Raw genomic sequence first — 23,640 nt, 5'->3', positions numbered from 1 at the left:
GGGGTAAATCGAGCAGTGAATTTACCTTTTCCTGTTAATCGGGATGATTCGGATAAAGTTGCCCGTGTGACTGTGAACCTCTCCGGGACCCGTCCGGCCGCGACCGTAACCCCCCGTATCCCCGAAAGCCCTCCCGCTCCGGCTCGGCCGGTCACACGAGTCGTCCTCGAAGTCGTGAAATTCGCAGTGGTCGGCGGCAGCGGCGTACTGGTCAATTTCCTGGTGTTCAACCTGCTGCTGCACGGCCTCGGCCGCCCGGCCATGGTGGCCACGGTGCTGGCCAGCTGTGTCGCGATGGGCAGCAATTACCTGGGCTTCCGGTATTTCGCCTATCGGGACCGGGCCTCGCGTGCACCTCGTCAAATCGCACTGTTCTTCGCATTCAGTGGACTGGGCGTGGTCATGGAAAGTGGGCTGTTCTTTGCCGGGTACCACGGCCTGGGAATGCGCGACCCGATCGGCGTGAATGTCGTGAAGGCGCTGTCGATCGTCCTTGCCTCCGCGTTCCGCTTCCTGGTCTACCGCACCTGGGTGTTCGAGCATGATGCGCGCCGCACCTGCTGAGGTACGCCCAGCGGGCCGGGCCGCTCCCGGACAGGTCACCGGGCGTCGCGCCGCCGCTCCCCGGCTGGCCGCCGCGCTGGTCGTGGTCCTGCTGCTCCTGGTGATCGCACGGCTGCCGTGGGCGGGCGACCTCGGCATGCACGCGGCGACCATCGAGCGCCTGCGCCACAACCTCATGCATCCCGGCAACCCGCTCGTCGCCGCCGACACCCCGAGCCCGTACTACTCGCCGTGGATGGTGCTGCTCGGCTGTGTCGCCGACGTGACCGGCCTGTCGGTCTTCGTCGTCCTGCGGCTGGCCGCGCTGGCCGGGCTGGGCCTGCTGTTGACGGGCGTGTGGCGGTACGTACGGACGCTGAGCGCCCATCGGGCCGCGCCCGCGCTGGCGGTGCTGTGCCTGGTCCTGCTGTGGGGGACGGCCCTCATCAACTGGAGCGGCTTCCTCGCCCTCAACTCGCTCGCCCTGACGGTCTCGTACCCGAGCGTGTTCGCCCTCGGCCTCGCCTTCCACTTCTGGGCCTCGCTCACCCGGGCGCTGCGCACGCCGACCGGATGGGGCGGCTGGCTCGGGCTCGGGGCGCTCTGGGCGGTGACGCTGCTGTGCCACCAGTTCACCGGGGTCGTCGCCACCCTCGGCGGCCTCGCCACCGTGCTCGTGGCACGGCCCGCGCCGGCGCTGTGGCCGCGCCTGGGCGCCTCGGCGGCGCTGGGCCTGCTGGTGCTGTGGCTGTGGCCCTACTACGACTTCTTCGCCCTGTCCTCCGCCGGCGGCGACCTGGAGGAGGTGCACCGCGCGCTCTACGCCCACTTCGCGCGACGGTACTGGCTGACGCTGATCGGGGTGGCGGCCCTCGGCCGGCGGTGGCGCCGCGACCGCTGGGACCCGCTCGCGGCCTTCTTCCTGCTCGGGACGGTGGTCTGCCTGGCCGGCTGGGCGAGCGGCCACTACTCCTGGGGGCGGGCACTGCCCGCCGCACTCATCCCGGCCCAGCTCGCGGCCGCTGTCGAGGTGGTCGAGGCCCGGCCGCGTGCGGTGCGGAAGCGGTGGGCATGGGTGCTCGCCGGTGCGCTGGCCCTGGGGGCCTGGACCCAGGCCGGCGTGATCGGATACGTCGTGGGGCGGCAGGCCCTGCCGAAGGCGCTCGCCGTCGACTACACGCCGCCGTGGGCCGGGTACCACTGGATCACCCCGTACGTGAGGTACGGGGACGTGGTCATGGCGCGCGCCTTCCCCTCCCGCCTCATCCCCGCCTACGGGCCCTACACCGTCGCACCCGGCTACCCGGACTTCTTCCTGCCGGACGAGTCGCGGCGGTCGGATGCCGTGGAGCGCTACTTCGCGCGGGGGACGCCAGGCGCCGAGCGGTGGGACCTCCTGCGCCAGTACGGGGTGCGCTGGGTCGTCGACGAGGGGCGGCCCAGGCGGGACCCGGAGTTGCGGCCGGTGGCGCACGGGCCCGGCGGCCAGGCGCTGTACGCCGTGGTGCGGTGAGACGGCGCGGGCCGCGGCAGCACTTCGGGCCGGACACCCGTCGGCATCCGGCCCGAGGACGACGGCGGCGGGCAGCGCGCCACCGCGGCTGCGGTACTACCCCTTGCCGCCGGTGAAGGCCTCGTAGGCCTCCAGGACCTCTTCGGTGGGTCCGTCCATGCGCAGTACGCCGCGCTCCAGCCACAGGACGCGTTCGCAGGTGTCGCGGATGGAGTTGTTGTTGTGGCTGACCAGGAACACCGTGCCCGCCTGCTCGCGCAGCTCGCGGATCCGCTTCTCCGAACGCCGCTGGAAGGAGCGGTCGCCGGTGGCCAGCGCCTCGTCGATGAGCAGCACGTCGTGGTCCTTGGCGGCCGCGATGGAGAACCGCAGCCGGGCCCCCATGCCGGAGGAGTAGGTGCGCATCGGCAGGGAGATGAAGTCGCCCTTCTCGTTGATGCCGGAGAAGTCGACGATGTCCTGGTAGCGCTCCTTGACCTGCTCGCGGGACATGCCCATGGCCAGGCCACCGAGGTAGACGTTGCGCTCGCCGGTCAGGTCGTTCATGAGGGCCGCGTTGACGCCCAGGAGGGAGGGCTGGCCGTTGGTGTAGATGTGCCCGTTCTCCACCGGCAGGAGCCCGGCGATCGCCTTGAGCAGCGTGGACTTGCCGGAACCGTTGGTGCCGATCAGCCCGACCGCCTCGCCCTTGTAGGAGACGAAGGACACCTTCTTCACCGCGTGCACCTTGCGCACGCCCGCCGCCTTCTCGGCCTGCTTGGGGCGCAGGATGCGGTTGAGGGCGGCGGTCGCGGAGCCGCGGCCGGAGCCGGTGCCGTGCACCCGGTAGACGATGTCCACCTGGTCGGCGATGACGGTGGGGATCTTCTCGGCGTCGGCCTCGGGGGCGGGCCGGCCGGTGTGTTCGATGGTCTGCTCAGCCACGGCCGTACTTCTCCTCAGCCTTCCAGAAGTAGATGAAGCCGCCGACGCCGGCGAGCAGCGCCCAGCCCACCGCGTACGCCCACACGTGGTGCGGGAGCTGCTTGGCGTGGAAGCTGTCGATCAGCGAGAAGCGCATCAGGTCGATGTAGACGGCGGCGGGGTTGGCCTCCAGCAGCCGCTTCACGAGGTACGGCAGGTGGGCGGCCTTGAGGGTCTTGTCGATGCTGAACATGACGCCCGAGACGTACATCCAGGTGCGCAGGATGAAGGGCATCAGCTGTGCGATGTCCGGGGTCTTGGCGCCCATCCGGGCCATGATCATCGACATGCCGGCGTTGAACACGAACTGCAGGAACAGCACCGGGATCGTCAGCAGCCAGGAGGCGCTGAGCGGGATGCCGAAGCAGAACAGGATCACCACCAGGGCGGCCATCGAGAACAGCAGCTGCTGGAGCTGCTGGAGCGCGAAGGAGATGGGCAGCGCGGCCCGCGGGAAGTGCAGCGCCCGCACCAGGCCGAGGTTGCCGGAGATGGCCCGCGTGCCGGCCATGATCGAGCTCTGCGTGAACGTCCAGACGAACACGCCGGTGACCAGGAAGGGGATGTAGTCCGCGACGCCGTGCTTGGTGCCCAGCAGGACACCGAAGATGAAGTAGTACACCGCCGCGTTCAGCAGAGGCGTCATCACCTGCCAGACCTGGCCCAGCTTCGCCTCGCTGTACTGCGCGGTGAGCTTGGCGGTGGCGAAGGCGGTGATGAAGTGGCGTCGCGCCCACAGCTGGCGGATGTACGCGGGCAGGGTGGGCCGCGCGCCGCTGACGGACAGGCCGTGCCGGGCGGCGAGGGCCGCGAGGTCGTCCTCGGCCTGCTGCGGGGCGGAGGGCGGTGTGTGGAGGACCTGGCTCACATCCGCTGCTTTCGCTCGGGGGTGGGGTACGGGCGTCCGATTCCGTGCTCGTTGTCCGGTTCTTTACGGTTACGTTCACCGGGCTTTACGTCGGGACGGCACCGTATCGTCGCAACGTGAGAGTAGGACGAAGTGACGTCGGAACGCAACCGTTTCGTCGTAACGCCCTATGCTGGACGCCATGACCACGAACGCCGACGAGCCCCAGACGCGGCCGCGCCGCCGGGTCCCCGCCGGGGCGGCCGTACTGCGGGAGGATGTGACGGAGGCCATCCGGGCGGCCGTCTTCGAGGAGCTCGCGGCCGCCGGCTACGCACGGATGTCCATTGAGGGGATCGCACGGCGCGCGGGGGTCGGCAAGACTGCGGTGTACCGCCGCTGGCGCTCCAAGCTCCACCTGGTCCTCGACATCGTCTCGGCGCTCGCCGTGCAGGGCCTGCCCGCACCGGACACCGGCTCCCTGGAGACCGACCTGCGGCTGCTGTACGAGGTGACCTCCCGAGCCCTGCGCCACCCCGTGGCCTCGCAGATCATCCCCGACCTCCAGGCGGAGGCCGCCCGCAACCCCGACATCGCCGAGGCCATGCAGAAGGCCCTGCGGGAGGGGCAGGAGAGCGTGGTCAGCAGCATCCTGGCGGCGGCCGAACGCCGCGGCGAGATCCGCCCGGGCGTCGACCAGGACCTCGCCCTGGACCTGATCTCGGGCCCGCTGTACTGGCGCGCGGTGGTCATCCGCAGCCCGAAGCTGCCCAAGGGCTATCTGGACGCCCTGACCCGGGCGACCGCCGAGGGCATCAAGGCGCTGTGAACGGAGACCGGGCCCGCCGGGCGGCGGACCCGGCGCGCGGCGCGGCCCGGGCCCGACGCGGGACCCGGTCAGCTGCGGGCCGCCTCCGGGTGGTGGCGGAGCCAGCCCTCCCAGGCCGAGGCGATCATGTCCTGCACGTCGTGCTTGGCGTGCCAGCCCAGCTCGGTGGTGATGCGGTCGGCGGAGGCGACGACGCGGGCCGGGTCGCCGGGCCGCCGTGGGTGGACGGCCGGAGGGCGGTCGTAGCCGGTGACGGCGTTGATCCTGTCGATCATCTCGCGCACCGACACACCCTCGCCACGGCCGATGTTCAGGGTCAGATCGAGGCCCGGGGAGGACTGCAGGGCACGGGCCGTGGCCACATGGGCCTCCGCGAGGTCCACCACGTGGATGTAGTCACGCACGCAGGTGCCGTCGGGGGTGGGGTAGTCGTCGCCGAAGATGCGCGGGGCCGCGTTCTCCGTCAGCTTCTCGAAGACCATGGGGATCAGGTTGAAGACGCCGGTGTCCGCCAGCTCCGGGCTCGCCGCGCCCGCCACGTTGAAGTAGCGCAGTGACGCCGTGGCCATGCCGGTCGCCCTGCCCGTCGCCCGGACCAGCCACTCGCCGGCCAGCTTCGTCTCGCCGTAGGGCGACATGGGGGCGCACCGTGTCTCCTCCGTCACCAGTTCCCCCTCCAGTGCGCTGTGCGGCATGCCGTACACGGCCGCCGATGAGGAGAACACGAACGACGGGACCTCGGCCGCGGTCACCGCTTCCAGCAGCACGCGCAGGCCTTCCACGTTCTCCCGGTAGTAGTGCAGCGGCCGGTCCATGGACTCGCCCACCTGCTTCTTCGCCGCCAGATGGACGACACCGGTGATCCCGTGGTCCTCGAGTGCGCGGGCCACCCGCTCCCCGTCCAGGACGGAGCCCGCCACCAGCGGGATCCCGTCCGGGACGCGCTCGGCGATCCCGGTGGACAGGTCGTCGTACACGACCGCCTGTTCGCCCGCCGCGGTCATCGCGCGGACCACGTGCGCTCCGATGTATCCGGCGCCGCCGGTGATGAGCCAGGTCATGTGCGGGCGTCTCCTCGTCGGTCGGCCATGGCGGGGTTCTGGGTGCGCAGGTGCACCGCGTACGGCTCAGTGAAGCAGGCGCCGGAGCCTGCCGCCGACCACGGCCGCGACTCCGCTCGGCCCGGACGCCAGGCGCAGGGCGAGCGCGCCGGAGTGCGTGGCGTAGGGCTGGACCAGCAGGAGGCCGTGCCTCAGGCTCGGGACGGCGCCGCGGCGCAGCCGGCCGGCCCCCGTCCGCGCGTGCGCGGTCGTCTCCCGCGCCGCGCCGTCGGCGAAGCGCACGAGCAGCCTGAGGTCCCAGATGCCGGCGCCCAGGGCCGTGAGGTCCACGTCCGTCTCGGCCGACCAGGTCTCGTCCGGGGAGGGCGTGAGCGCGACGGTGGTCTTCAGGGTCGCCCGTCCCTCCTCGCGGTGCTGCCACCACACCTCGAGTTCCCCGGGACCCGCCTCTGCCACGCGGCCGTACAGCTCGTGCAGGCGCAGCCGCAGGCGGCTGGTGCGGGCGCCCGGCCGCAGCTCCGCGTCCACGGCGAGGGGCAGACCGGAGACCGGGCGGGCCAGGTGCGGCTCCAGGGTGAGTCCGGGCAGCTCGCCGGACCAGACCGGGGTGCCGTCCTCGGCGCGGGCGTACGGCGGGCACAGCCGGGCCGGGCGGGCGGCGAGCTCCTTCAGCCGGGGCAGGTCGCGCGGCTCGGGGGACGCCAGGACGACCCGGGCGACGAGGCTGCCGGTCGCCGCCGGGTCGACGGCCCAGTCCGCCGCGTCGTACTGCCCGAGGTACTCCCGCGTGTGCGCCCACCACGCGCGCCGGTAGTCCGCGTCGCGCAGGCCCAGCTCGCGCACGTACATGCGCAGGTCGTGATCGAGGAACTTGGCGCGCGCCGCCCGCGCGAGTTCCTTCTGCCCGCCGGCCAGCAGGATCTCGTGGGCCTGCCGGGCGGCCTCCGTGCGGGCCCGCCAGTTCTGGACGCCGCCGCGGTCCAGCGAGATCGACAACTGTCCCGCGGACCGGCGCACGTGCCAGATGTAGACCCGGTCCGGGACGAGGGCGATGCGCGGCGCGGCGGCCAGCACGCGCGCGGTGAAGACGAAGTCCTCGTAGTGGAAGCGGCCCTCGGGGAAGCGGATGCCGTGCTCGCGCAGGAAGGCGGTGCGGTACAGCTTGTTCACGCAGAGGGTGTCCCGCACCAGCTGCGGGAACTGTGCGGGGCCGGCGTACACGGCGCGCTCGGCGTACAGGTGGTCCTGCCAGGGCACTTCGCGCCCCGAGGGGAGCTCACGGCGCACGCACAGGCCGCCGACGACCTCCGCGCGCTCCTTGGTGGCGGCGTCGAGCAGCGCGTCCACCGCACCCGGGGGCAGCACGTCGTCGCTGTCCAGGAACATCACGTACGGCGACGTCACTGCGTCGATGCCGGTGTTGCGGGGGCTGCCGCAGCCGCCGCTGTTGGTCTCGCGCCGGATCACCCGCAGCCTCGGCTCCGCTTCGGCGAGGCGGGTGAGCTGCTCGAAGGTGCCGTCCGTCGAACGGTCGTCGACGGCGACGACCTCGCGTACGGCGGGTCCCTGGGCGAGCGCCGAGCGCACCGCGTCGGTGATGTGGTCGACGTCGTTGTATCCGATGACGACGACGCCGATGTGGGCCTGCTGGGGGTGCGGGTGCATGGAATCCATCGTGCGGGGATGGTACGCGCGGTCGGTGATCCACCGCCAAGAAGGGCTCGGCCGGGAAGGCCTCGGCGCCCGGCTAGGAAGGGCTCAGCGTCCCGTGCGGGAGGCGGTGGGTGTCCGCCCCCGGTTCCTTCGGGAGCACCGCGCCTGTCGTCGAGCGCCACAGCCGGACGAAGGAGAGCACGGCCGCCGCGGCCAGCAGGCCGTTGCGGGCCAGCATCAGCACGCAGCCCGCCCAGGTACAGGCCGCCACCTGGTCGTACAGCGTGGGGTAGGCGATCACGCTGACCAGGCTCGCCGCCCCGAGCAGCGCGGCCACCGGCCGCTGGGTGGTGTGCCGCGAGGTCAGGCAGACCGCGGCCAGTCCCAGCAGCCAGATCATGTACTGGGGGCTGATGACCCGGCTGGTGACGGTGAACAGCAGCACCGCGCTGAGCGCGGCGTCGGACGGCGTCGCCCCGGTCCAGTGCCGGGCGCGCACGCGCCACAGCACCAGAAGGGCGAGGGCAGCGGCCGAAAGGACGAGCGAGAGGTGCGCGACGGTGGAGACGTGCGGGCCGGTGAACTCCAGGGCCCCGTACTGGTACCGGACCGTGCCCGGCCAGCCGGCGTGCGTCGCCAGGGACAGCACCGTGCCGCCGAGCGACTCGATCTGCACGCCCCGGCCGCCCTGCTGGCGCGCGAAGGACAGCGGGTTCCCGAACAGGGCGATCAGGACCGCGAGCGTGGCGGACCCGGTGACGGCCGCCGACATCCACGCCGACCGCGTCGTACGCCCCGGTGGCGTGCCCATCAGCAGCAGGACCGGCCACACCTTGACCAGGGCGCCCAGTACCGCGAACGCGCCGCACGCGCGCGGGGAGCGTGACAGCGCCAGCAGGGCGAGCACGGCCAGGGCCGTGACCTGCACGTCGTAGCGGGCGAGCGGGACGTGCAGCAGCAGTGGCAGACCCAGCGTCCAGTAACCGGCTCCGCGCAGGCTGCGGCCGGGGCGCGTGCCCGCGCGTGCCAGCGCCAGCGCGATCACGCCGTCGGCGGCGAGGGAGAGCACCACGAACGCCTGGAAGTACGTCAGGCCCGGCAGCATCGCGGGTGACAGCAGCACGACCCCCGCGCCGGGCGGGTACTGCCACAGGGGGTCGTAGGCGGGGAAGGTGCCGTGGGAGAGCACGACGTACCAGTGGTGGTAGAGCTGCCAGACCTCCCGCGCCACTCCGCCCCGGTCCAGCAGGGGCAGGGCGCCAAGGGCGAGCAGCGACAGCATGAGGGCCCGTGTGACGAGCCAGCCGGCCGTCAGGACGAGGAGGCGCTGTCTCGTCGACGCACGCGTGAGGGCCCCCGTCACGTTCCTCAGGGCACTCGTCACGGTACTCAGCACGGCACTCATCACGGCGGATCGTAATCCCCGCGAATGCCGTGTCCGGGTCAATACACCCTCAATCACCGGTAACGCCTTGCTCGGCGCCCAAAATCGGCCATGTGGTGTACCCATGTGGTGTACCGGGACTCGTGACCCTGCGTCCCTGCATGCGCAGGCCTCCGGCTATCGGCAGCCCGGCGTCTCGTCCAGCGCCGCCGTGTCGAGCGCGGTGGTCAGCCGGTCCAGGCGGGAGCGCAGGTCGCGGATCTCGTCGAGGCTGAAGCCGGTCGCGGACATGATCCGGCGCGGGACCGCAGTGGCGCGCTCGCGCAGCGCGGCGCCCTCGTCGGTCAGCCGCACCTCCACCGACCGTTCGTCCCGCGCACTGCGCTCCCGGCGCACCAGGCCGGACGTCTCCAGCCGCTTGAGGAGCGGTGACAGGGTGCCGGAGTCCAGGCGCAGGTGTTCGCCCAGCTTCTTCACGGGCGTCTCGCCGTGCTCCCACAGCACGAGCATCACCAGGTACTGCGGGTAGGTCAGCCCCAGTTCCTTGAGGATCACGCGGTAGACGCCGTTGAAGGCCCGCGAGGCGGCGTGCAGGGAGAAGCAGATCTGGCGGTCCAGACGCAGCCAGTCCTCGTCCGGCGCGGTCTGCGGAGCCTGGGTAGTCATGCCCCCAGGGTAGCTCTGCCCCCCATTTAGTTGTGCACAACTGAATTGTGTGCTCTACTTCTGGTCGTGGGACGGCCCGGACCCGACAAGCCAGGGTCCGGCCGCCCGGACATGAACCTTCGAGAGGGATGGTCATCCATGGACGCGCTCTACACCGCCGTAGCCACCGCCACCCACGGTCGTGACGGCCGCGCCTACAGCTCCGACGGGAAGCTGGACGTGCAGCTGGCCCCTCCGGTCGAGCTCGGCGGCAACGGGCAGGGCACCAACCCCGAGCAGCTGTTCGCCGCCGGTTACGCCGCCTGTTTCGCCAGCGCCCTCGGTCTCGTCGGCCGCCAGGCGAAGGTGGACGTGAGTGACGCCGCGGTGACCGGCGAGGTCGGCATCAGCAAGCAGGGCGCGGGCTTCGGGCTGGCCGTCACCCTCCGCATCGAGCTGCCCGCGTCCGTGGACGAGGCCACGGGCCGCAAGCTGGTCGAGCAGGCCCACCAGGTCTGCCCGTACTCCAACGCCACCCGCGGCAACATTCCGGTCGAGCTCGTCGTCGAGTAATCGAGTAATCGAGCGGCCGTCCTACCGCCGGGGTCTACACCCCCGCCCCGCCCCACCTCACCGAGGGATCGGGTTCCGGTCGCCGCGCTCGCCCACCGGGCGCGGCCCCGGAACACCGGTCGCCGCGGGCCGGCGCACCACCCGGTCCAGCAGCAGCGGCCCGCCCACGACCGGCAGCAGCCACGTCAGGACGATCAGCCGCTCGCCCCACACGGTGATGTCGGGGTGTGCCGCCTGGGTGAGGATCCCGGCGCAGGCGGCCGCCACCAGGAAGACACCGTGCGCGTCCGAGGCCAGGCCAGGGACTCCACGCAGGGATGGTCGCCGACGTCCACGACCCGGCCCGAGCTGCCGGTGAGCGGGCCGTCCTGCCCGTGGTGGGCGCGGGCCGGCACGACGAAGTCCGGGCCGAGGCGGCGGGAGAGGCGCTCCAGGTCGAGCGCGGGGCGCCCGGTGCGGCGGTAGTCGCGGTGCGTGGGCGCGTACAGCAGCGCGAGGGTGCCCTCCCGGATGCCGAGCGACTCCCGCAGCCGGGCCACGTCCCGGGGTGTCGCCCTCAGCGCGCCCGGGTTGCAGCCGTGCCCGCGCCCCCGGTAGGCGGAGAAGACGGCATGGTCGGCGCGCAGCGGCAGGCGCAGCTGGACCCGGTAGTGCAGCTGGAGCCCGGCGGCCCGCAGCGCGCGCAGGGACTTGGCGGCCACCTTGACCGTCCTGCGGCGCAGCGTCATCACCAGTCGCAGGGCGCGGAACGTGCGGTGCAGGCCCAGCCGGACCAGGGTGTGCCGCAGCCGGGAGCGCGGGGACAGCGGGGAGCCCGCGGTGCGGTGGCGGCGGTGGTACCCGCGCGCCCGGCGCAGGAACTCGGCACGGCAGGCGCGCGGCAGCCGGTCGGGCCGGGTGAACACCGTCGTGAAGTGGTCGATCACGCGGTGGAACAACACCGGTCGCCAGCACACCGGTTCGGGTCGCTCGTCGAGATACGCGAAGACCCGGTCGTACTGCTCGAAGACGTCGAAGTGCCTGCGGCTGGTGGTGCCGAGGATGCTGCCGTGCCGACGCTGCCGGTAGCGCACGCACACCCGGTCCAGGGTCGCGATCGACTCCGCGGTCATCAGGACGGGATACGTCCAGGGCGTGTCCTCGTAGTGGCCACTGGGGAAGGTGAAGCTCTCGCGCTGCACGAACTCGCGCCGGTACGCCTTGTTCCAGGCCACCATCAGCACCTCAGCAGGCCGGGGCGGTCCACCAGCCGGAAGGGCGCCGGGCCGTTCTCGCTGAGCGGGGCGGCGGCCCTGTCGCGGGCTGCCCGGCCCGTCCAGTCCGTGCGCGCGTAGTCGTAGATCAGGACGTCCGGCTCGCCGGTCCGGGTCAGGCGGGTGGCGATCGACCGGAGCGTGTCGGGGGCGAGGGTGCCGTCGCCGTCGAGGACCAGCAGGTAGTCGCCCGTGGCCTCGGCCATCCCCGCGTTGCGGGCGTGGCCGAGTCCCCGGTTCCCGGGCAGGTGCAGCGGCCGCACGCGTGGGTCGCGCGCGGCGAACTCGTCGGTGATCGCTCCGCACGCGTCGGGGGAGCAGTCGTCGACGGCGATCAGCTCGAGATCGGGACCCGGCTGGGAGAGCACCGAGTCCAGGCACTCGTGCAGGTACGCCTGAACCCGGCACACGGGGGCGATGACACTGAACCTGGGCAAGGAGACATCCAAGGGGCGGCGCGTGCGTTCTGCCCGGGAACGGCCGATGGAGTGAATTGGTTACGTTTGTCGTGGCATGTGGGGGACTGGGGGTGAACAGCAGGGAGCGGACGGGTGTCGGCCCGCCCGCTCCGAAGACCGCCGGTGTGCGGCTACTTGACCGCCCCCGCCATCACGCCGGACACGAACTGCCGCTGGAACGCGAAGAACACGGCCAGCGGGATCACCATGGAGATGAACGCCCCGGGTGCCAGCACGTCGACGTTGTTGCCGAACTGGCGTACCTGGGTCTGCAGGGCGACCGTGATCGGTTGCGTACCGGACTTGGTGAACACCAGCGCCACCAGCATGTCGTTCCACACCCACAAGAACTGGAAGATGCCGAGGCTCGCGATCGCGGGACCGCCGAGCGGCATCACGACCCGGGCGAACAGGCGGAGTTCGCCGGCACCGTCGAGGCGGGCGGCCTCCAGCAGTTCCCTGGGGATCTCCGCGAAGAAGTTCCGCAGCAGGAACACCGCGAACGGCAGTCCGAACCCGACGTGGAACAGGATCACACCGAAGATCGTTCCGAACAGGCCCAACTTGCCGAACAGTTCGGCGATCGGGATCAGCGCCACCTGCACCGGCACCACCAGCAGGCTCACCACCCCCAGGAACCACCAGTCGCGCCCTGGGAACTCCATCCACGCGAACGCGTAGCCCGCCAGCGAGCCGACCACGACCACCAGGACCGTCGCCGGAACGGTGATCAGGACGGTGTTCAGCAGGGAGTTGGTGATGTCGCTGTTCTCCAGGAGCTTCTGGTAGCTGTCGAAGGTGAGCTGCGAGGGCTTGCTGAAGACGTTCCACCAGCCGCCCGCCGCCATGTCCTCCGGCGAGCGCAGCGACGACAGCAGCAGGCCGATCGTCGGCACCAGCCAGAACAGAGCGACGACGATCAGGAACACCCGCACCAGGCCGCCGCTGACGGCTCCCGCCAGCCGCCCGCCCAGGGTCTGCTTCGCCTTCACCGTCCGCGCGGCGGGCGCCGCTTCGGAGAAACTGCCGGCCTCGGCGGTCATCGCCGCACCTCCCGCCTCAGCCTGCGCATGTTGAACAGCATCACCGGGATCACCAGCAGGAGCAGGAACACCGCGATGGCGCTGGCGATGCCGGGCCGCCCCTCCGAGAAGCCCTTGCGGTACAGCTCCAGGGCCAGCACGTTGGCGTCGTCCTGGGAGGAGCCCGGGGCGATGATGAACACCAGGTCGAAAATCTTCAGCACGTTGATCATCAGGGTGACGGTCACGACCGCGAGAACCGGAGCGAGCAGCGGGATCGTGACCCTTCTGAACACCTGCCACTCGTTCGCGCCGTCGACCCGCGCCGCCTCCAGCAGCTCACGGGGCACGCCCGCCAGCCCGGCCGCGATCAGCACCATCGCGAAACCGGCCCACATCCACACGTACGCCCCGATGATGGCCGGCGTCACCAGCGTCGGACCCAGCCAGTCCACCCCGTTGTACGGCGCCTTGAAGTTGCTCGCGGGCAGCCGCAGCCGGGCCCCGTCGGCCGCGGCGGGCAGCGTGAACGTGCCGTCGTCGGCGGCCTCCGTCGAGGCCACCACCTTGCCGTCCCTGACCGCCTCGATCCGCATGCCGGCATAGCCCAGCTCGGACGGGTCGACCCGGCCGAGCCGGCCGACTCCCTTGCCGCGCGTGAAGTCCTGCCAGGTGGTGCCGGTGATCTTCCCCGGCTCGGGCCTGGCCTGCACGGCCTTCTTGGCGCTGCTCGGCATCTGGTCGGGAGCGACACCGAGGAGCGGCAGGGCGACCGACTGGCCCGTGTGCACCGTGCCCGTGGTCAGGAAGCCGCCCTGGTCGGGCCTGAGGGGCGAGGTGCGGCCCGGGTGGGCCTTGGGGAAGGCCGACGACTGGGCGAAGGTGTCGTGGATCCCGACCCACACCGCGTTGGCGACGCCCTTGTCCGGGTCCTGGTCGTACACCAGCCGGAAGATGATCCCGGCCGCCAGCATCGAGATCGCCATCGGCATGAAGACGACCAGCTTGAACGCGGTGCCCCAGCGCACCCGTTCGGTCAGCACCGCGAAGATCAGGCCCAGCGCGGTGGAGACCGCCGGCGCGAACACCACCCAGATGATGTTGTTCTTCAGGGCGGTGCGGATGCCGTCGTCGGTGAACAGGGCCTTGTAGTTGTCGAACCCGGCGAAGCCGTCGCCGGAGTTGGTGTAGAAGCTGCGGACGATCGAGTACCCGATCGGGTAGACCACGAGCGCGCCCAGCAGCACCAGGGCCGGCAGCAGGAACAGGGCCGCCACGGTCCTGCGGGTGCCGGTCACGCTCTTGCGCCGACGGGGGGCGGAGGGCGTCGCCGAGGTCTTGGCGACGCCCTCCGCGGCGGCCGACGTCATCGCCGGACCCGCCCGTGCCGGTGGTGTCCGGTCATCTGTACGTGGTGTCCGGTCATCGTGGGATCAGCTCCCGCTGCCGTAGGCCGCCGCCGCGTCCTTCTCCAGCTTCGCCTGGGTACCCGCGACGTCCGCCGGGTTCTTCAGGAAGTCCTGGAGGTCCTTCCACTCGCCCTTGCCGGGGGTGCCGCCGAAGGCCTGCGGGGCCTGGTCGGACATGTCGAAGCGGAAGTGGTCGCCGGCCGCGACCAGCGCCTTGGCGATCTTCTGCTGCACCGCGTTCGGATACGCGGAGTTGGGCACGTTCTTGTTCGGGGACAGATAGCCGCCCAGCCGGGCCTGGATCGTCGCCGCGTCCGACGAGGCCAGGAACGTGACGAGCGCCTGTGCCGCCTTGGAGTCCTTCAGGATCACGGCCGCGTCGCCGCCGGAGACCACGGGTGCGGTGCCGCCCACGGCCGGGAAGGGGAACACCTTCGCGTCGGTGCCCACCTTGGCCTTGGTCTCACCGATGTTGACCTGGGCGAAGTCGCCCTCGAAGACCATGGCCGCCTTCGGCTGGTCACCGCCGGTGAAGGTCTGGGTGACGGACGCCGGGAACTCCGTCTGCAGCGCGCCGTCCGGGCCACCCGCGACGTATTCCTTCTTGCCCCAGATCTGGGCGAGGGTGGTCAGGGCCGCCTTCACGGAGGGGTCCGTCCACTTGATCTTGTGCTGGGCGAGCTGGTCGTACTTCTCCGGGCCCGCCTGGGAGAGATAGACGTTCTCGAACCAGTCGGTCAGGGTCCAGCCGTCGGCGCCGCCGATGGAGAACGGGGTGACCCCGGAGTCGTAGACGTTCCGTGCGGCGGTGAGCAGGTCGTTCCAGGTCTTCGGCTCACTCGCGTTGGCGTTCTCGAGGACCTTGGCGTTGTACCAGATCAGCGACTTGTTGGCGGCCTTGTAGTAGGCGCCGTACTGCTTGCCGCCGACCTTACCGATGTCCTGCCAGCCCTGTGAGTAGTTCTTGGCCAGCTGCGCCAGGGCCTCCGGGCCGAGCGGCTTGGCCCACTTGTTGTCGACGGCCTGCTTGATGGCGCCCGGCTGCGGGAGCAGCGCGACGTCCGGCGGCTGCCCGCCCGCGATCTTCGAGCCGAGGAAGTTGATGATCGGGTCCTGCGCGGGAACGAAGGTGACCTTGGCGCCCGTGCGCTTCTCGAACTCCGCGAGGACCTGCTTGAAGTTCTTCTGCTCCTGGCCGGTCCAGACGGCGGCGACCTCCAGGGTGGCGCCGTCCAGTCTGGGGAGAGTGACGGTGGCGCCGGTCTCCGTGCCCTTGCTGCTCTGGTCGTCGTTGCTCTTCTTGTCGTTGCTCCCGCCGCACCCGGTGAGGGCGAGCGCGAGTGCTCCCGCGGCGACGGCCGCTGCGGTTTTCGCGGCCCTGTGTGTCCGGATGGTGCTGCTCATGCTGCGCATCACTTCCCCGTTCTTCGTTCCTCGCCGAACGATCGAGCGCTGTCCCGTGCGCCTTTCGGTCTACGCCCGGGGTCTGGCGTCGGCAAGAGTGCCCACGCTGTCAAGCGGACGATCGTGACCACGTCGTGACTCTACGTCAAAACAGCGAGGGCACCTCGGCCGCCGACACCTCCCTGGCCGCCCGCTCCAGTGCGCTGGCCAGCAGGGCCAGATCCGTGGGCCCGTTGCCCAGTTCCCGCACCGAGCGCCGGGTGGGCGGGTCCCCCATGCGAGCCCACTCCAGGGGGACGACCGTGGGGCGCTGGGTCGCCGTCCGGGGGATACGGCCGGTGACGCGGCCGCCCTGGAAGGGCGTCACCCGGCCGTCCGGGGAGGCCAGGTGCCCGCGGCCCGGCGCCGGTTCCCCGCGCTGTTCCCGGCTTGCCTCGAATACCGGGGTGCCCCCGCGGCCGGAGGCCGGCGCGTCCAGCGTGACGCGCAGGGTGGCCCGGCGTGCCGGTTCCGTCTCGGCCGTACGGCCCCCGGGCGCGGTGGCCGCCACCAGGTGCACGCCGAGCCGCTCGCCGTCCCGGGCCACCGCCTCCAGCGCGCGTATGACGGACCCGGCCGCGGGCCGCCCGGTCGAGCCGAGCGGAGGGGAGACGAGGGCGTCCAGGTCGTCGACGACCACGACGAGCCGGGGCAGCGGCGGCGCCGCCCCGGTCCGCGCACCGGCCGCCGCGGGCCGCAGCCGCAGGGTGGAGTTGGGCGGGGTGTCGACGTCGGCGGCCCCGGAGTCACCGCCCGGGGCGCGCCCGGCCGCCGTGCGCTGGGGGACGATGCGGCCGGACACCTCGCGCCGGGTGTGCCAGTCGGCGAAGTCGGCCCGCCCCAGCAGCTCGGCCCGCCGCTTCAGCTCGGCGCTCAGCGACTGGGCGAACTCGCGCATGCGTACCGGGTCGTTGGCGGTGAGGTGGGTGGTGACGTGCGCTACGTCCGTACACACCCGCAGACCGTCGCCGTGGCCGCCGCCCGCGCCGACGCCGTCCCGGCCGTCCAGGAGGACGATGCCGAGACGGTCGGGCCGCTCGGCGGCGGCGAGTGAGGCGACAACGGACCGCAGCAGTTCGGTACGGCCGCTGCCCGCCGGTCCCTCGACCAGCAGATGCGGGCCCTCGGCCACCAGGTCCGCGCAGACCGGTCCGCGCGGTCCGGCCCCCAGCACGGCCCAGGCGCGCCCGCCGAGGGCCGCCGTGTCGTCGGCCGCGTCCGCCCAGCGGGCCAGCAGCGACGCCGGTGTGGCCCGCGCCAGCCCCAACTCGTCCAGCAAGCGCGCCGACAGGGGCAGCGGCGCCGACACCCGCGCCTGCCGGTCGCCGACGGCGCCGTCCGTCCGCAGGGGCGCCAGCGCCCGCGCGAACCGTTCGGCCCACGCGAGCGACACGGCGTCGACGACGGCGACGGTGCCGGGGGCGACGGGTGTGGGGTGCGGATGGCCGGGGGTGCGGCCGGCAGCGGGGGCGGGGGCGGCAGCAGGGGCGGGCGCTGTGGCCGGGGCCGGGTGCGTGTTCGCGGGCGTTCCGGTGATGGGTTGCGCGTGTCCGGGCGTGCCGGTGATGGGTTGCGCGTGTCCGGGGTGCGGGTGCTCCGCGGCTCCGGGGTGCGGGTATTCGATGGCGCCGGGGTGCGGGTATTCGGTGGCCCCGGGATGCGGGTCTTGGGCGGTGGCTTGGTGCGGCGCTCCCGGCGTGCCCGGCGGGGTGTCCCGTCGCGCGTCCGGGCCGGAGTGCGCGACGCGCATGAGCCGCAGCGACGTCGCCACGTCACCGCTGAGCAGCGCGACGGCCCCGCACTCCCGGAACACCGGTGACACCGCGCAGGCGGCCTCGTACGTCTCCGCCACCGGGGACGCGGGCGAGGCGGGGCGGGTCTCGGCGAGACACACGACATGTATGCCGGCCCGTGGCCCCTCCTGCGCCAGCCGCGCGACCCCCTCCCGCACGGCGGCACCTCCCGGGTCGCCGTCCACGACGACCACCGTGTACGGCCCGGGGAAGCCCCGGTCCTCCAGGCTGTCGTCCTCCCGCGCCCAGGAAGGACGCCGGTCGGCGGACCGGTCCGCGCCGCCGGACGCCGGGGCACCCGCCGGGTGGTCCCCCAGCGGGGACGGTCCCGTCGCGGCGGCCCGGGGCTCGGCCAGGCGGTCCTCCAGACGACGCAGCAGTTCGTCCGTACGGGCGGTGGCCTGTTCCCGGTCGTAGGCGAGCAGGAGACGGCAGTCCTGGCCGTGGCCGGGGCGCAGATGGGGGAGCCAGCCCAGCCACGACCAGTCGGCGGAGCGCTCCTCCAGGGGGCGGGTGCGGTCCGCGCTGAGCAGGACGATCTCCAGCAGGTCGGGGGAGTGCAGCGCGGCCAGCTGGGCCAGCACCGCGCGCGCCAGTCCGGACACGCGGGCACGCGGCCCGGCCAGGCCCAGCGACCGCACCTCGCGCAGATCGGCGGTGACCGGCACCGCGGGCAGCAGGCCCGAGCCGTCCGGGACCGCGCGGTCGGTCGTACCGAGCCGTACGGTGAGCGTCTCCGGATGCCCCGGACCGCGCTCCCACAGCCGTGGTCCCGGCCCCAGCGCGGTCAGCAGCAGCGCCGCCGGGTCGGGCCAGGTCTCCGGCAGCTGCGGTCCCGCGTACGCGGGGGCCACGCCCGGCGCCGGTGGGCCGGCCACCCCGTCGTCGTACGTCTCGCGCCGGGCCGCCGCCTGCTCGCCGCGGCCTCCGGCCAGCCGGCGCGCCCAAGCCCCGAGTCCGCCCCGTCTGCGCACACCGTGCGGCACGTCGATGCCCCGGACGGGCGTGCCCTTGCGGCCGCTGACGGACGGTTCCGGGCCGTCGGGGCGTTCGCCCGGGGCCGCCGTACCGTACGCCGGGCCGCCGGACTCCCCGGCCGTCCCGGCGGCGAAGGCCCCGGCGCGCCCGGCCGCCCCGAAGCGTCCGGCATGCGTACTCCCGCCGTCCGGCGCGGAGGACATCCCTGCGGCCGCCGCCGTACCGCGCGCGCCGCCGTGGCCCTCCGCGCGTGGGGCGCGGCCCTGGGCGGGGATTACGGGAGGTTCGACCGGACCGTGCTCCTGGGCTCCCGGCGCGTCTCCCGAGGCACCCCAGCTCGCCGAGCCGTGGGAGAGGGGCGCACGCGTCCCCTCCTCGATCGGCGCTGACGCAAGCGCGTCCGCGGGTGCCGCCGGGGCCTCTTTCGAGGGTCCCGGCCGGGGCCCGTCCGCCGAATCCGTACCCGTATCCGTACCCGTACCGCCGCCCGTGCCGTCTCCGGCGCCCGGCACGCGCGCGGGGCCCACCGCGGTCACGTCCGCGCCGGACCCCGCGGCGGTGCCGACCGGTTCGCGCCGGTCCCCGGAGGGGACCCGTACGTGCCCCTCCCCGTCCGGTGCCGTCTCCATCCGCGCCCCCGGCCCCGCGGCCGGGGTCAGCCGCAGGGCCGATTCGCCGATGCGCAGCAGCGCGCCCCGGGAGAAGCGGACGGGGCGGGGGCCCACCGGCGTGCCGTCCAGCACGGTGCCGTTCGTGGAACCGAGGTCGGCGACCGAGACCCGGCCGTCGGGCGCGACCGTCACCGCACAGTGCAGGCGGGAGACGTCGGGGTCGTCGAGCGGGACGTCGGCGTCGGCGGAGCGGCCGACGGTGATCTGCCCGCCGTGCAGGAGATGGACCCCGCCCGCGTCCGGTCCCGCCACCACGTGCAGCTGGGTCGGGGCGGCGTCGAGCTCGGGGTGCGGCTCGGGATCGGCGGGGGCGCCCAGGGACAGCACCGCGCCGTCCAGCAGCGGCGGCTCGCCGAGCGTGCAGCGCTGGATGTCGAGCCGCTCCGTCCCGGCGTAGAGCACCACCGGGCCGGCACCGCCTTCGCGACCGCGCTCGGGCGCGCCCCGCTCCCGGCCGCGCTCGGGCGCGGCCCCGTCCCCGGTGACCGCGGCGGCGAGCGCCGACGCCACCGCGGCGAGGGCCGTGCCCGCGGGGGCGGTGACCAGCACGTCGCGGCTCGCGGCTCGGCCCTGCGCCGCCGGGCCTCCCGGTTGGGTTGGGTGTTCGGCTGCGCGTTCGGGTGAATGTTCGAGGGAAGCCGAGGGCTTGGGGGTGGGCGGGCCCAGCGGGTCTACGACGGTCAGCCGGATCTGCATCGCCGTCAGCGGTCCCTTCCGTTTCGTCCGCGGTTCGCCTACGGGGCCGCTGAGCCGGTGTCCAGACCGCGACCGTGCTCAGCCCCCCGGGCCTGTGCGCGCTCCCGCCCTCGACACCGACGCACCCCTTCGGCTCGCTCGCCTGCGGGCGCCCGCGAAGGGGGACGAAGCCGTCCCGCGGTCGCCACCGCGGACTTTCCCCACCCCGCCGCACGAGCACGTCGGCCAGTACTGCCAGTACTGGAGGCATCCTCGCACCTGCCACTGACACCGCGCCCGCCGCCCACCGGCAAGTGATCTTGATTGGTCGGCTCTGCCCGCAAAAGTGCCTGACCAGTGCCCCGCGAGTGTCCGCTTGGGACTCGCTTGAGATCGGTCACGTCCGTCTGCGAGCAACCAACCGACCCGAGCCGAGCGTCTTTCCATCGAACATGTACGGCGCGCCGTGCGTAAGTCGCCTCGGAAGGAGCCGGCGCCGACCATGGGTGGACGCCGGGCGCAGTAGCACAACAGCCCGGCACCGCGCAGGGCGGCACTACAGTGGATCGGAGCACATCCTCCCCCACCCTCGGCCTCGTTCGAGCGGGGGAACCCACGACGCCGACCCGGCGTGGGAGACCAGGCAAGCAAGCAGCAGGGAGCGCATGACGTGCGGCCGGTAGGCAGCAAGTACCTGCTCGAGGAGCCGCTCGGACGCGGCGCCACGGGCACCGTCTGGCGAGCCCGCCAGCGGGAGACCGCGGGCGCCGAGGCGGCCGTGCCCGGTCAGCCCGGTGAGACCGTCGCGATCAAGGTCCTCAAGGAGGAGCTGGCCGGCGACGCGGACGTCGTGATGCGGTTCCTGCGGGAGCGGTCCGTGCTGCTCCGGCTGACCCACCCGAACATCGTCCGGGTTCGCGACCTGGTGGTCGAGGGCGATCTGCTCGCCCTGGTCATGGACCTCGTCGACGGCCCCGACCTGCACCGCTATCTGCGCGAGAACGGGCCCTTCACGCCCGTCGCCGCCGCCCTGCTCACCGCGCAGATCGCCGACGCGCTGGCCGCGAGCCACGCCGACGGCGTGGTCCACCGCGACCTGAAGCCGGCGAACGTCCTGCTCCAGCAGAACGGCGGGCAGATGCACCCGATGCTGACCGACTTCGGCATCGCCCGCCTGGCCGACTCGCCCGGCCTCACCCGCACCCACGAGTTCGTCGGCACTCCCGCGTACATCGCGCCCGAGTCGGCCGAGGGCCGCCCGCAGACGTCCGCCGTCGACATCTACGGCGCCGGCATCCTGCTGTACGAGCTGGTCACCGGGCGTCCGCCGTTCTCCGGCGGCTCGGCCCTGGAGGTCCTGCACCAGCACCTGAGCGCCGAGCCGCGCCGCCCGTCCACCGTCCCCGACCCGCTGTGGACGGTCATAGAACGCTGTCTGCGCAAGAACCCGGCCGAACGGCCCAGCGCCGAGAACCTCGCCCGCGGCCTGCGCGTCGTCGCCGAGGGCACCGGCGTGCACGCGAACGCCGCGCAGATCGCCGCCGCCGAGGGCGTCGGCGCCCTGCTGGCCCCGGACCCGGCGCCCGCGACCGTGCCGGGCGGGCCCGGGGCCGCCGACCCGACGCAGGTCCTGCCGCAGGGCGCGGCGTCGTACGACCCGAACGCCGCCACCAGCGTTCTGCCGCACACCGGTGGCCCCCAGGGCGCCGCCGACCCGACCACCGTGCTGCCGAACGGCGGCGGCGCCGACCCCACGCGCGTGATGCCGCCCATGCCGCAGGGCCGGCCGGGCGCCGGGCCGCAGGGGCAGCAGCCCGAGCAGCCGCATCCCTGGCAGACGCAGCTGCGCGCCGCCCGCGACCGCAACGAGCAGACGCAGGTCCAGTACCTGGACCCGGGCGAGGACCCACTGCGCCGGCGGCCGCAGCGGCAGGTCGCCCGGCCGCAGCAGCAGCCGCGGCCCCAGCCCCAGCAGCGTCCGCAGCCCGGCTACGGCTATCAGCAGCAGCCGCAGCAGTACGCCCCGCCGCAGCACCAGCGGCCCCAGCGGTACGCGCCGCCCGCGCCGGAGCCGCAGCGGCCGGCGCGTGAGCCGAGGCCGCCGCGGCAGCGGAGCGCCAACCCCATGAAGATCCCCGGGCTCGGCTGCCTGAAGGGGTGCCTGTTCACGATCATCATCCTGTTCGTCGCGGGCTGGCTGGTCTGGGAGTTCAGCCCGCTGCAGCACTGGATCGGCACCGGCCGGAGCTACTGGGGGCAGCTGAGCCACTGGTTCGGCCAGGTGACCGGCTGGATCAAGGACCTGGGCAGCAAGGTGAAGAGCGGCTGACGTCGGTCTGTGCCGACGAGCGGCGGACCCGGCCCGTACCGCTGGGTCTTTTTCGTACGGGTTCGACTCTCCGGTACCGCTGCGACTCAGGGGATTTGTCGACATCTGACGGGTGATTTCCGTCTCCGCCGTGAAGGTTGGCTCGCCGGACGCGTAGTTTTGTCGGCAACACGCGTCTGTAGGAGCAGCCTTGGCACGGAAGATCGGCAGCCGGTACACCGCGCACCAGATCCTGGGGCGGGGCAGCGCCGGGACGGTGTGGCTGGGCGAGGGGCCCGAGGGGCCCTGCGCCATCAAGCTGCTGCGCGAGGACCTCGCGTCCGACCAGGAGCTCGTGGGCCGCTTCGTCCAGGAGCGGACGGCTCTGCTCGGCCTTGAGCACCCGAACGTGGTGTCGGTACGGGACCTGGTGGTCGACGGCAACGACCTGGCCCTCGTGATGGACCTGGTCCGCGGTACGGACCTGCGCACCCGTCTGGAGCGGGAGCGGCGGCTCGCGCCCGAGTCCGCGGTGGCGATCGTGGCGGACGTGGCGGACGGGCTGGCGGCCGCGCACGCGTCCGGGGTCGTGCACCGGGACGTCAAGCCGGAGAACGTGCTGCTCGACATGCAGGGCCCGCTGGGCCCCGGCGGGTCGCACCCGGCGCTGCTGACGGACTTCGGCGTGGCCAAGCTCATCGACTCGCCGAAGCGGACCCGCGCCACGAGGATCATCGGCACCCCGGACTACCTGGCGCCGGAGATCGTGGAGGGCCTGCCGCCGCGGGCCGCGGTCGACATCTACGCGCTGGCCACGGTGCTGTACGAACTGCTGGCGGGCTTCACGCCGTTCGGCGGTGGCCACCCGGGGGCGGTGCTGCGCCGTCACGTCACCGAGACCGTGGTGCCGCTGCCCGGCATCCCGGACGAGCTGTGGCAGCTGGTCGTGCAGTGCCTGGCCAAGGCGCCGGCCTCACGGCTGCGGGCGTCCGAGCTGGCGGCGCGGCTCAGGGAGCTGCTGCCGATGCTGGCGGGGATGCCGCCGCTGGACGTGGACGAGCCGGACGCGGACACCGACGCGGACGCGGCCGAGGAGCCGCGGGAGGACCCGTCCGCGGCGCCCTCGGCGCCCGACGCGGAGCGGATACGGCGGCGGGGTGCGGTTCCGCTGGTGCCCGGGGCGAAGCCGGACTCCAACCGGGACACGCACACGTCGATGCGGGTTCCGGCGCCGGACGAGCTGGCCGGCGGCGCGCGGGGCACGGCGCGGGCGCCGAGGGCCACGGGAGCGCCACGCCCCGGCTCGGCCCGCCACCGGGCCGCCGCGCGGCGACGCCGGGTGACGCTGGGCGTGGCCGGGGTGGTGCTGGCCGCGGTGCTCGGACTGGGGGCATGGTGGGCGACGTCTGGGGACGGCGGAAGCGCTCCCCCCGACGACTCGAACCACTCGACCCCGACGTCCCCGTGAGATGTCCCACCCGACGCCCGCATCGGCGGGCCTGAGGGACCCGGGGACCCGCCCCGGTCCCTTGCGGGAGGCTGTGCCCCGCACCCCCGCTTCCTGCCCCCCTCGGCGGGCCTGAGGGACCCGGGACCCACCCTGGTCCCTTGCGGGAGGC

The 23,640-nt window shown here is 73.0% G+C and carries 17 protein-coding genes and 1 pseudogene; 6 read left to right on the top strand and 12 right to left on the bottom strand.

The window, feature by feature from the left end; all coding sequences use genetic code 11:
• Window positions 1-174 precede the first annotated feature (174 nt).
• Window positions 175-564: a GtrA family protein gene (locus tag AB0A61_RS10190; protein ID WP_361289075.1), complete on the top strand. Its 390-nt coding sequence runs from the start codon at window positions 175-177 to the stop codon at window positions 562-564.
• Window positions 545-2,056 (top strand): hypothetical protein, encoded by a 1,512-nt coding sequence (locus AB0A61_RS10185; RefSeq protein ID WP_361289164.1) that lies wholly within the window; start codon window positions 545-547, stop codon window positions 2,054-2,056. The genes AB0A61_RS10190 and AB0A61_RS10185 overlap by 20 nt, the downstream gene beginning before the upstream one ends.
• Window positions 2,057-2,152: 96 nt before the next feature.
• On the opposite strand, the gene AB0A61_RS10180 is transcribed toward AB0A61_RS10185, so the two are convergent.
• Together AB0A61_RS10180 and AB0A61_RS10175 are read right to left on the bottom strand one after the other, a co-directional pair.
• Window positions 2,153-2,980: an ABC transporter ATP-binding protein gene (locus AB0A61_RS10180; protein ID WP_361289072.1), complete on the bottom strand. Its 828-nt coding sequence runs from the start codon at window positions 2,978-2,980 to the stop codon at window positions 2,153-2,155.
• On the bottom strand, window positions 2,973-3,887 hold the full coding sequence (locus AB0A61_RS10175; RefSeq protein ID WP_361289069.1) for an ABC transporter permease: 915 nt from the start codon (window positions 3,885-3,887) through the stop codon (window positions 2,973-2,975). The genes AB0A61_RS10180 and AB0A61_RS10175 overlap by 8 nt, the downstream gene beginning before the upstream one ends.
• Before the next feature lie 169 nt (window positions 3,888-4,056).
• Here AB0A61_RS10175 and AB0A61_RS10170 point away from each other — a divergent pair, with 169 nt between their 5' ends.
• The gene (locus AB0A61_RS10170) at window positions 4,057-4,695 is read left to right on the top strand and encodes a TetR/AcrR family transcriptional regulator (protein ID WP_361289066.1); all 639 of its coding nucleotides are present in this window, start codon (window positions 4,057-4,059) and stop codon (window positions 4,693-4,695) included.
• A 68-nt stretch (window positions 4,696-4,763) separates the two neighbouring features.
• On the opposite strand, the gene galE is transcribed toward AB0A61_RS10170, so the two are convergent.
• The 4 genes from galE to AB0A61_RS10150 form a co-directional block, all read right to left on the bottom strand.
• Complete coding sequence (gene galE, locus AB0A61_RS10165) at window positions 4,764-5,756, bottom strand: UDP-glucose 4-epimerase GalE (protein WP_361289063.1); 993 nt, start codon at window positions 5,754-5,756, stop codon at window positions 4,764-4,766.
• 66 nt (window positions 5,757-5,822) lie between these two features.
• A complete protein-coding gene (locus AB0A61_RS10160; RefSeq protein WP_361289060.1) occupies window positions 5,823-7,421 on the bottom strand; it encodes a glycosyltransferase family 2 protein in 1,599 nt (532 codons plus the stop codon).
• Between the two features lie 82 nt (window positions 7,422-7,503).
• Window positions 7,504-8,691 carry a glycosyltransferase 87 family protein gene (locus AB0A61_RS10155; protein WP_361289161.1) on the bottom strand — a complete coding sequence of 396 codons (1,188 nt, stop codon included), beginning with the start codon at window positions 8,689-8,691 and terminating at the stop codon, window positions 7,504-7,506.
• Window positions 8,692-8,970: 279 nt separating this feature from the next.
• Window positions 8,971-9,459, bottom strand: a complete 489-nt coding sequence (locus AB0A61_RS10150) for a MarR family transcriptional regulator (protein WP_361289058.1) — start codon at window positions 9,457-9,459, stop codon at window positions 8,971-8,973.
• Window positions 9,460-9,597: 138 nt separating this feature from the next.
• Between AB0A61_RS10150 and AB0A61_RS10145 the strand changes: the two genes are divergently transcribed.
• Window positions 9,598-10,011: an organic hydroperoxide resistance protein gene (locus AB0A61_RS10145; RefSeq protein ID WP_361289055.1), complete on the top strand. Its 414-nt coding sequence runs from the start codon at window positions 9,598-9,600 to the stop codon at window positions 10,009-10,011.
• A gap of 57 nt (window positions 10,012-10,068) precedes the next feature.
• Here AB0A61_RS10145 and AB0A61_RS10140 read toward each other — a convergent pair whose 3' ends face one another.
• The 6 genes and pseudogenes from AB0A61_RS10140 to AB0A61_RS10115 all read right to left on the bottom strand — a co-directional run bounded on the left by AB0A61_RS10140 (window position 10,069) and on the right by AB0A61_RS10115 (window position 19,734).
• On the bottom strand, window positions 10,069-10,224 hold the full coding sequence (locus AB0A61_RS10140) for a hypothetical protein (protein ID WP_361289166.1): 156 nt from the start codon (window positions 10,222-10,224) through the stop codon (window positions 10,069-10,071).
• A 69-nt stretch (window positions 10,225-10,293) separates the two neighbouring features.
• Window positions 10,294-11,701: pseudogene (locus AB0A61_RS10135) on the bottom strand (glycosyltransferase); the annotation flags it as partial.
• Between the two features lie 152 nt (window positions 11,702-11,853).
• Entirely contained in the window at window positions 11,854-12,765 is a 912-nt protein-coding gene (locus AB0A61_RS10130) for a carbohydrate ABC transporter permease (RefSeq protein WP_361289052.1), read from the bottom strand.
• Entirely contained in the window at window positions 12,762-14,114 is a 1,353-nt protein-coding gene (locus AB0A61_RS10125) for a sugar ABC transporter permease (RefSeq protein ID WP_361289049.1), read from the bottom strand. Before AB0A61_RS10125 ends, AB0A61_RS10130 begins: the two co-directional genes overlap by 4 nt.
• A 63-nt stretch (window positions 14,115-14,177) precedes the next feature.
• Window positions 14,178-15,566: an ABC transporter substrate-binding protein gene (locus AB0A61_RS10120; RefSeq protein ID WP_361289046.1), complete on the bottom strand. Its 1,389-nt coding sequence runs from the start codon at window positions 15,564-15,566 to the stop codon at window positions 14,178-14,180.
• Window positions 15,567-15,702: 136 nt separating this feature from the next.
• Window positions 15,703-19,734, bottom strand: coding sequence for an FHA domain-containing protein (locus AB0A61_RS10115; protein ID WP_361289043.1), 4,032 nt, complete (start codon window positions 19,732-19,734; stop codon window positions 15,703-15,705).
• 649 nt (window positions 19,735-20,383) lie between these two features.
• On the opposite strand from AB0A61_RS10115, the gene AB0A61_RS10110 reads away from it, so the two are divergent.
• Both AB0A61_RS10110 and AB0A61_RS10105 read left to right on the top strand, forming a co-directional pair.
• A complete protein-coding gene (locus tag AB0A61_RS10110) occupies window positions 20,384-22,042 on the top strand; it encodes a protein kinase (protein WP_361289040.1) in 1,659 nt (552 codons plus the stop codon).
• Window positions 22,043-22,232: 190 nt separating this feature from the next.
• Entirely contained in the window at window positions 22,233-23,489 is a 1,257-nt protein-coding gene (locus AB0A61_RS10105; RefSeq protein WP_361289037.1) for a serine/threonine-protein kinase, read from the top strand.
• Window positions 23,490-23,640 lie beyond the last annotated feature (151 nt).

The sequence above is a fragment of the Streptomyces sp. NPDC046197 genome, assembly GCF_040646295.1.
Classification (GTDB): domain Bacteria; phylum Actinomycetota; class Actinomycetes; order Streptomycetales; family Streptomycetaceae; genus Streptomyces.
The sequence above is the reverse complement of the archived record's forward strand: the minus strand, read 5'-3'. Positions and strand labels throughout refer to the sequence as shown.

Bases quoted from the DNA above. Each gene is read 5' to 3' on its own strand.
- AB0A61_RS10185 (WP_361289164.1), top strand. From the start codon at position 545: ATGCGCGCCGCACCTGCTGAGGTACGCCCAGCGGGCCGGGCCGCTCCC.
- AB0A61_RS10170 (WP_361289066.1), top strand. From the start codon at position 4,057: ATGCTGGACGCCATGACCACGAACGCCGACGAGCCCCAGACGCGGCCG.
- galE (WP_361289063.1), bottom strand. From the start codon at position 5,756: ATGACCTGGCTCATCACCGGCGGCGCCGGATACATCGGAGCGCACGTG.
- AB0A61_RS10160 (WP_361289060.1), bottom strand. From the start codon at position 7,421: ATGCACCCGCACCCCCAGCAGGCCCACATCGGCGTCGTCGTCATCGGA.
- AB0A61_RS10155 (WP_361289161.1), bottom strand. From the start codon at position 8,691: ATGCTGTCGCTGCTCGCCCTTGGCGCCCTGCCCCTGCTGGACCGGGGC.
- AB0A61_RS10150 (WP_361289058.1), bottom strand. From the start codon at position 9,459: ATGACTACCCAGGCTCCGCAGACCGCGCCGGACGAGGACTGGCTGCGT.
- AB0A61_RS10145 (WP_361289055.1), top strand. From the start codon at position 9,598: ATGGACGCGCTCTACACCGCCGTAGCCACCGCCACCCACGGTCGTGAC.
- AB0A61_RS10130 (WP_361289052.1), bottom strand. From the start codon at position 12,765: ATGACCGCCGAGGCCGGCAGTTTCTCCGAAGCGGCGCCCGCCGCGCGG.
- AB0A61_RS10125 (WP_361289049.1), bottom strand. From the start codon at position 14,114: ATGACGTCGGCCGCCGCGGAGGGCGTCGCCAAGACCTCGGCGACGCCC.
- AB0A61_RS10120 (WP_361289046.1), bottom strand. From the start codon at position 15,566: ATGCGCAGCATGAGCAGCACCATCCGGACACACAGGGCCGCGAAAACC.
- AB0A61_RS10115 (WP_361289043.1), bottom strand. From the start codon at position 19,734: ATGCAGATCCGGCTGACCGTCGTAGACCCGCTGGGCCCGCCCACCCCC.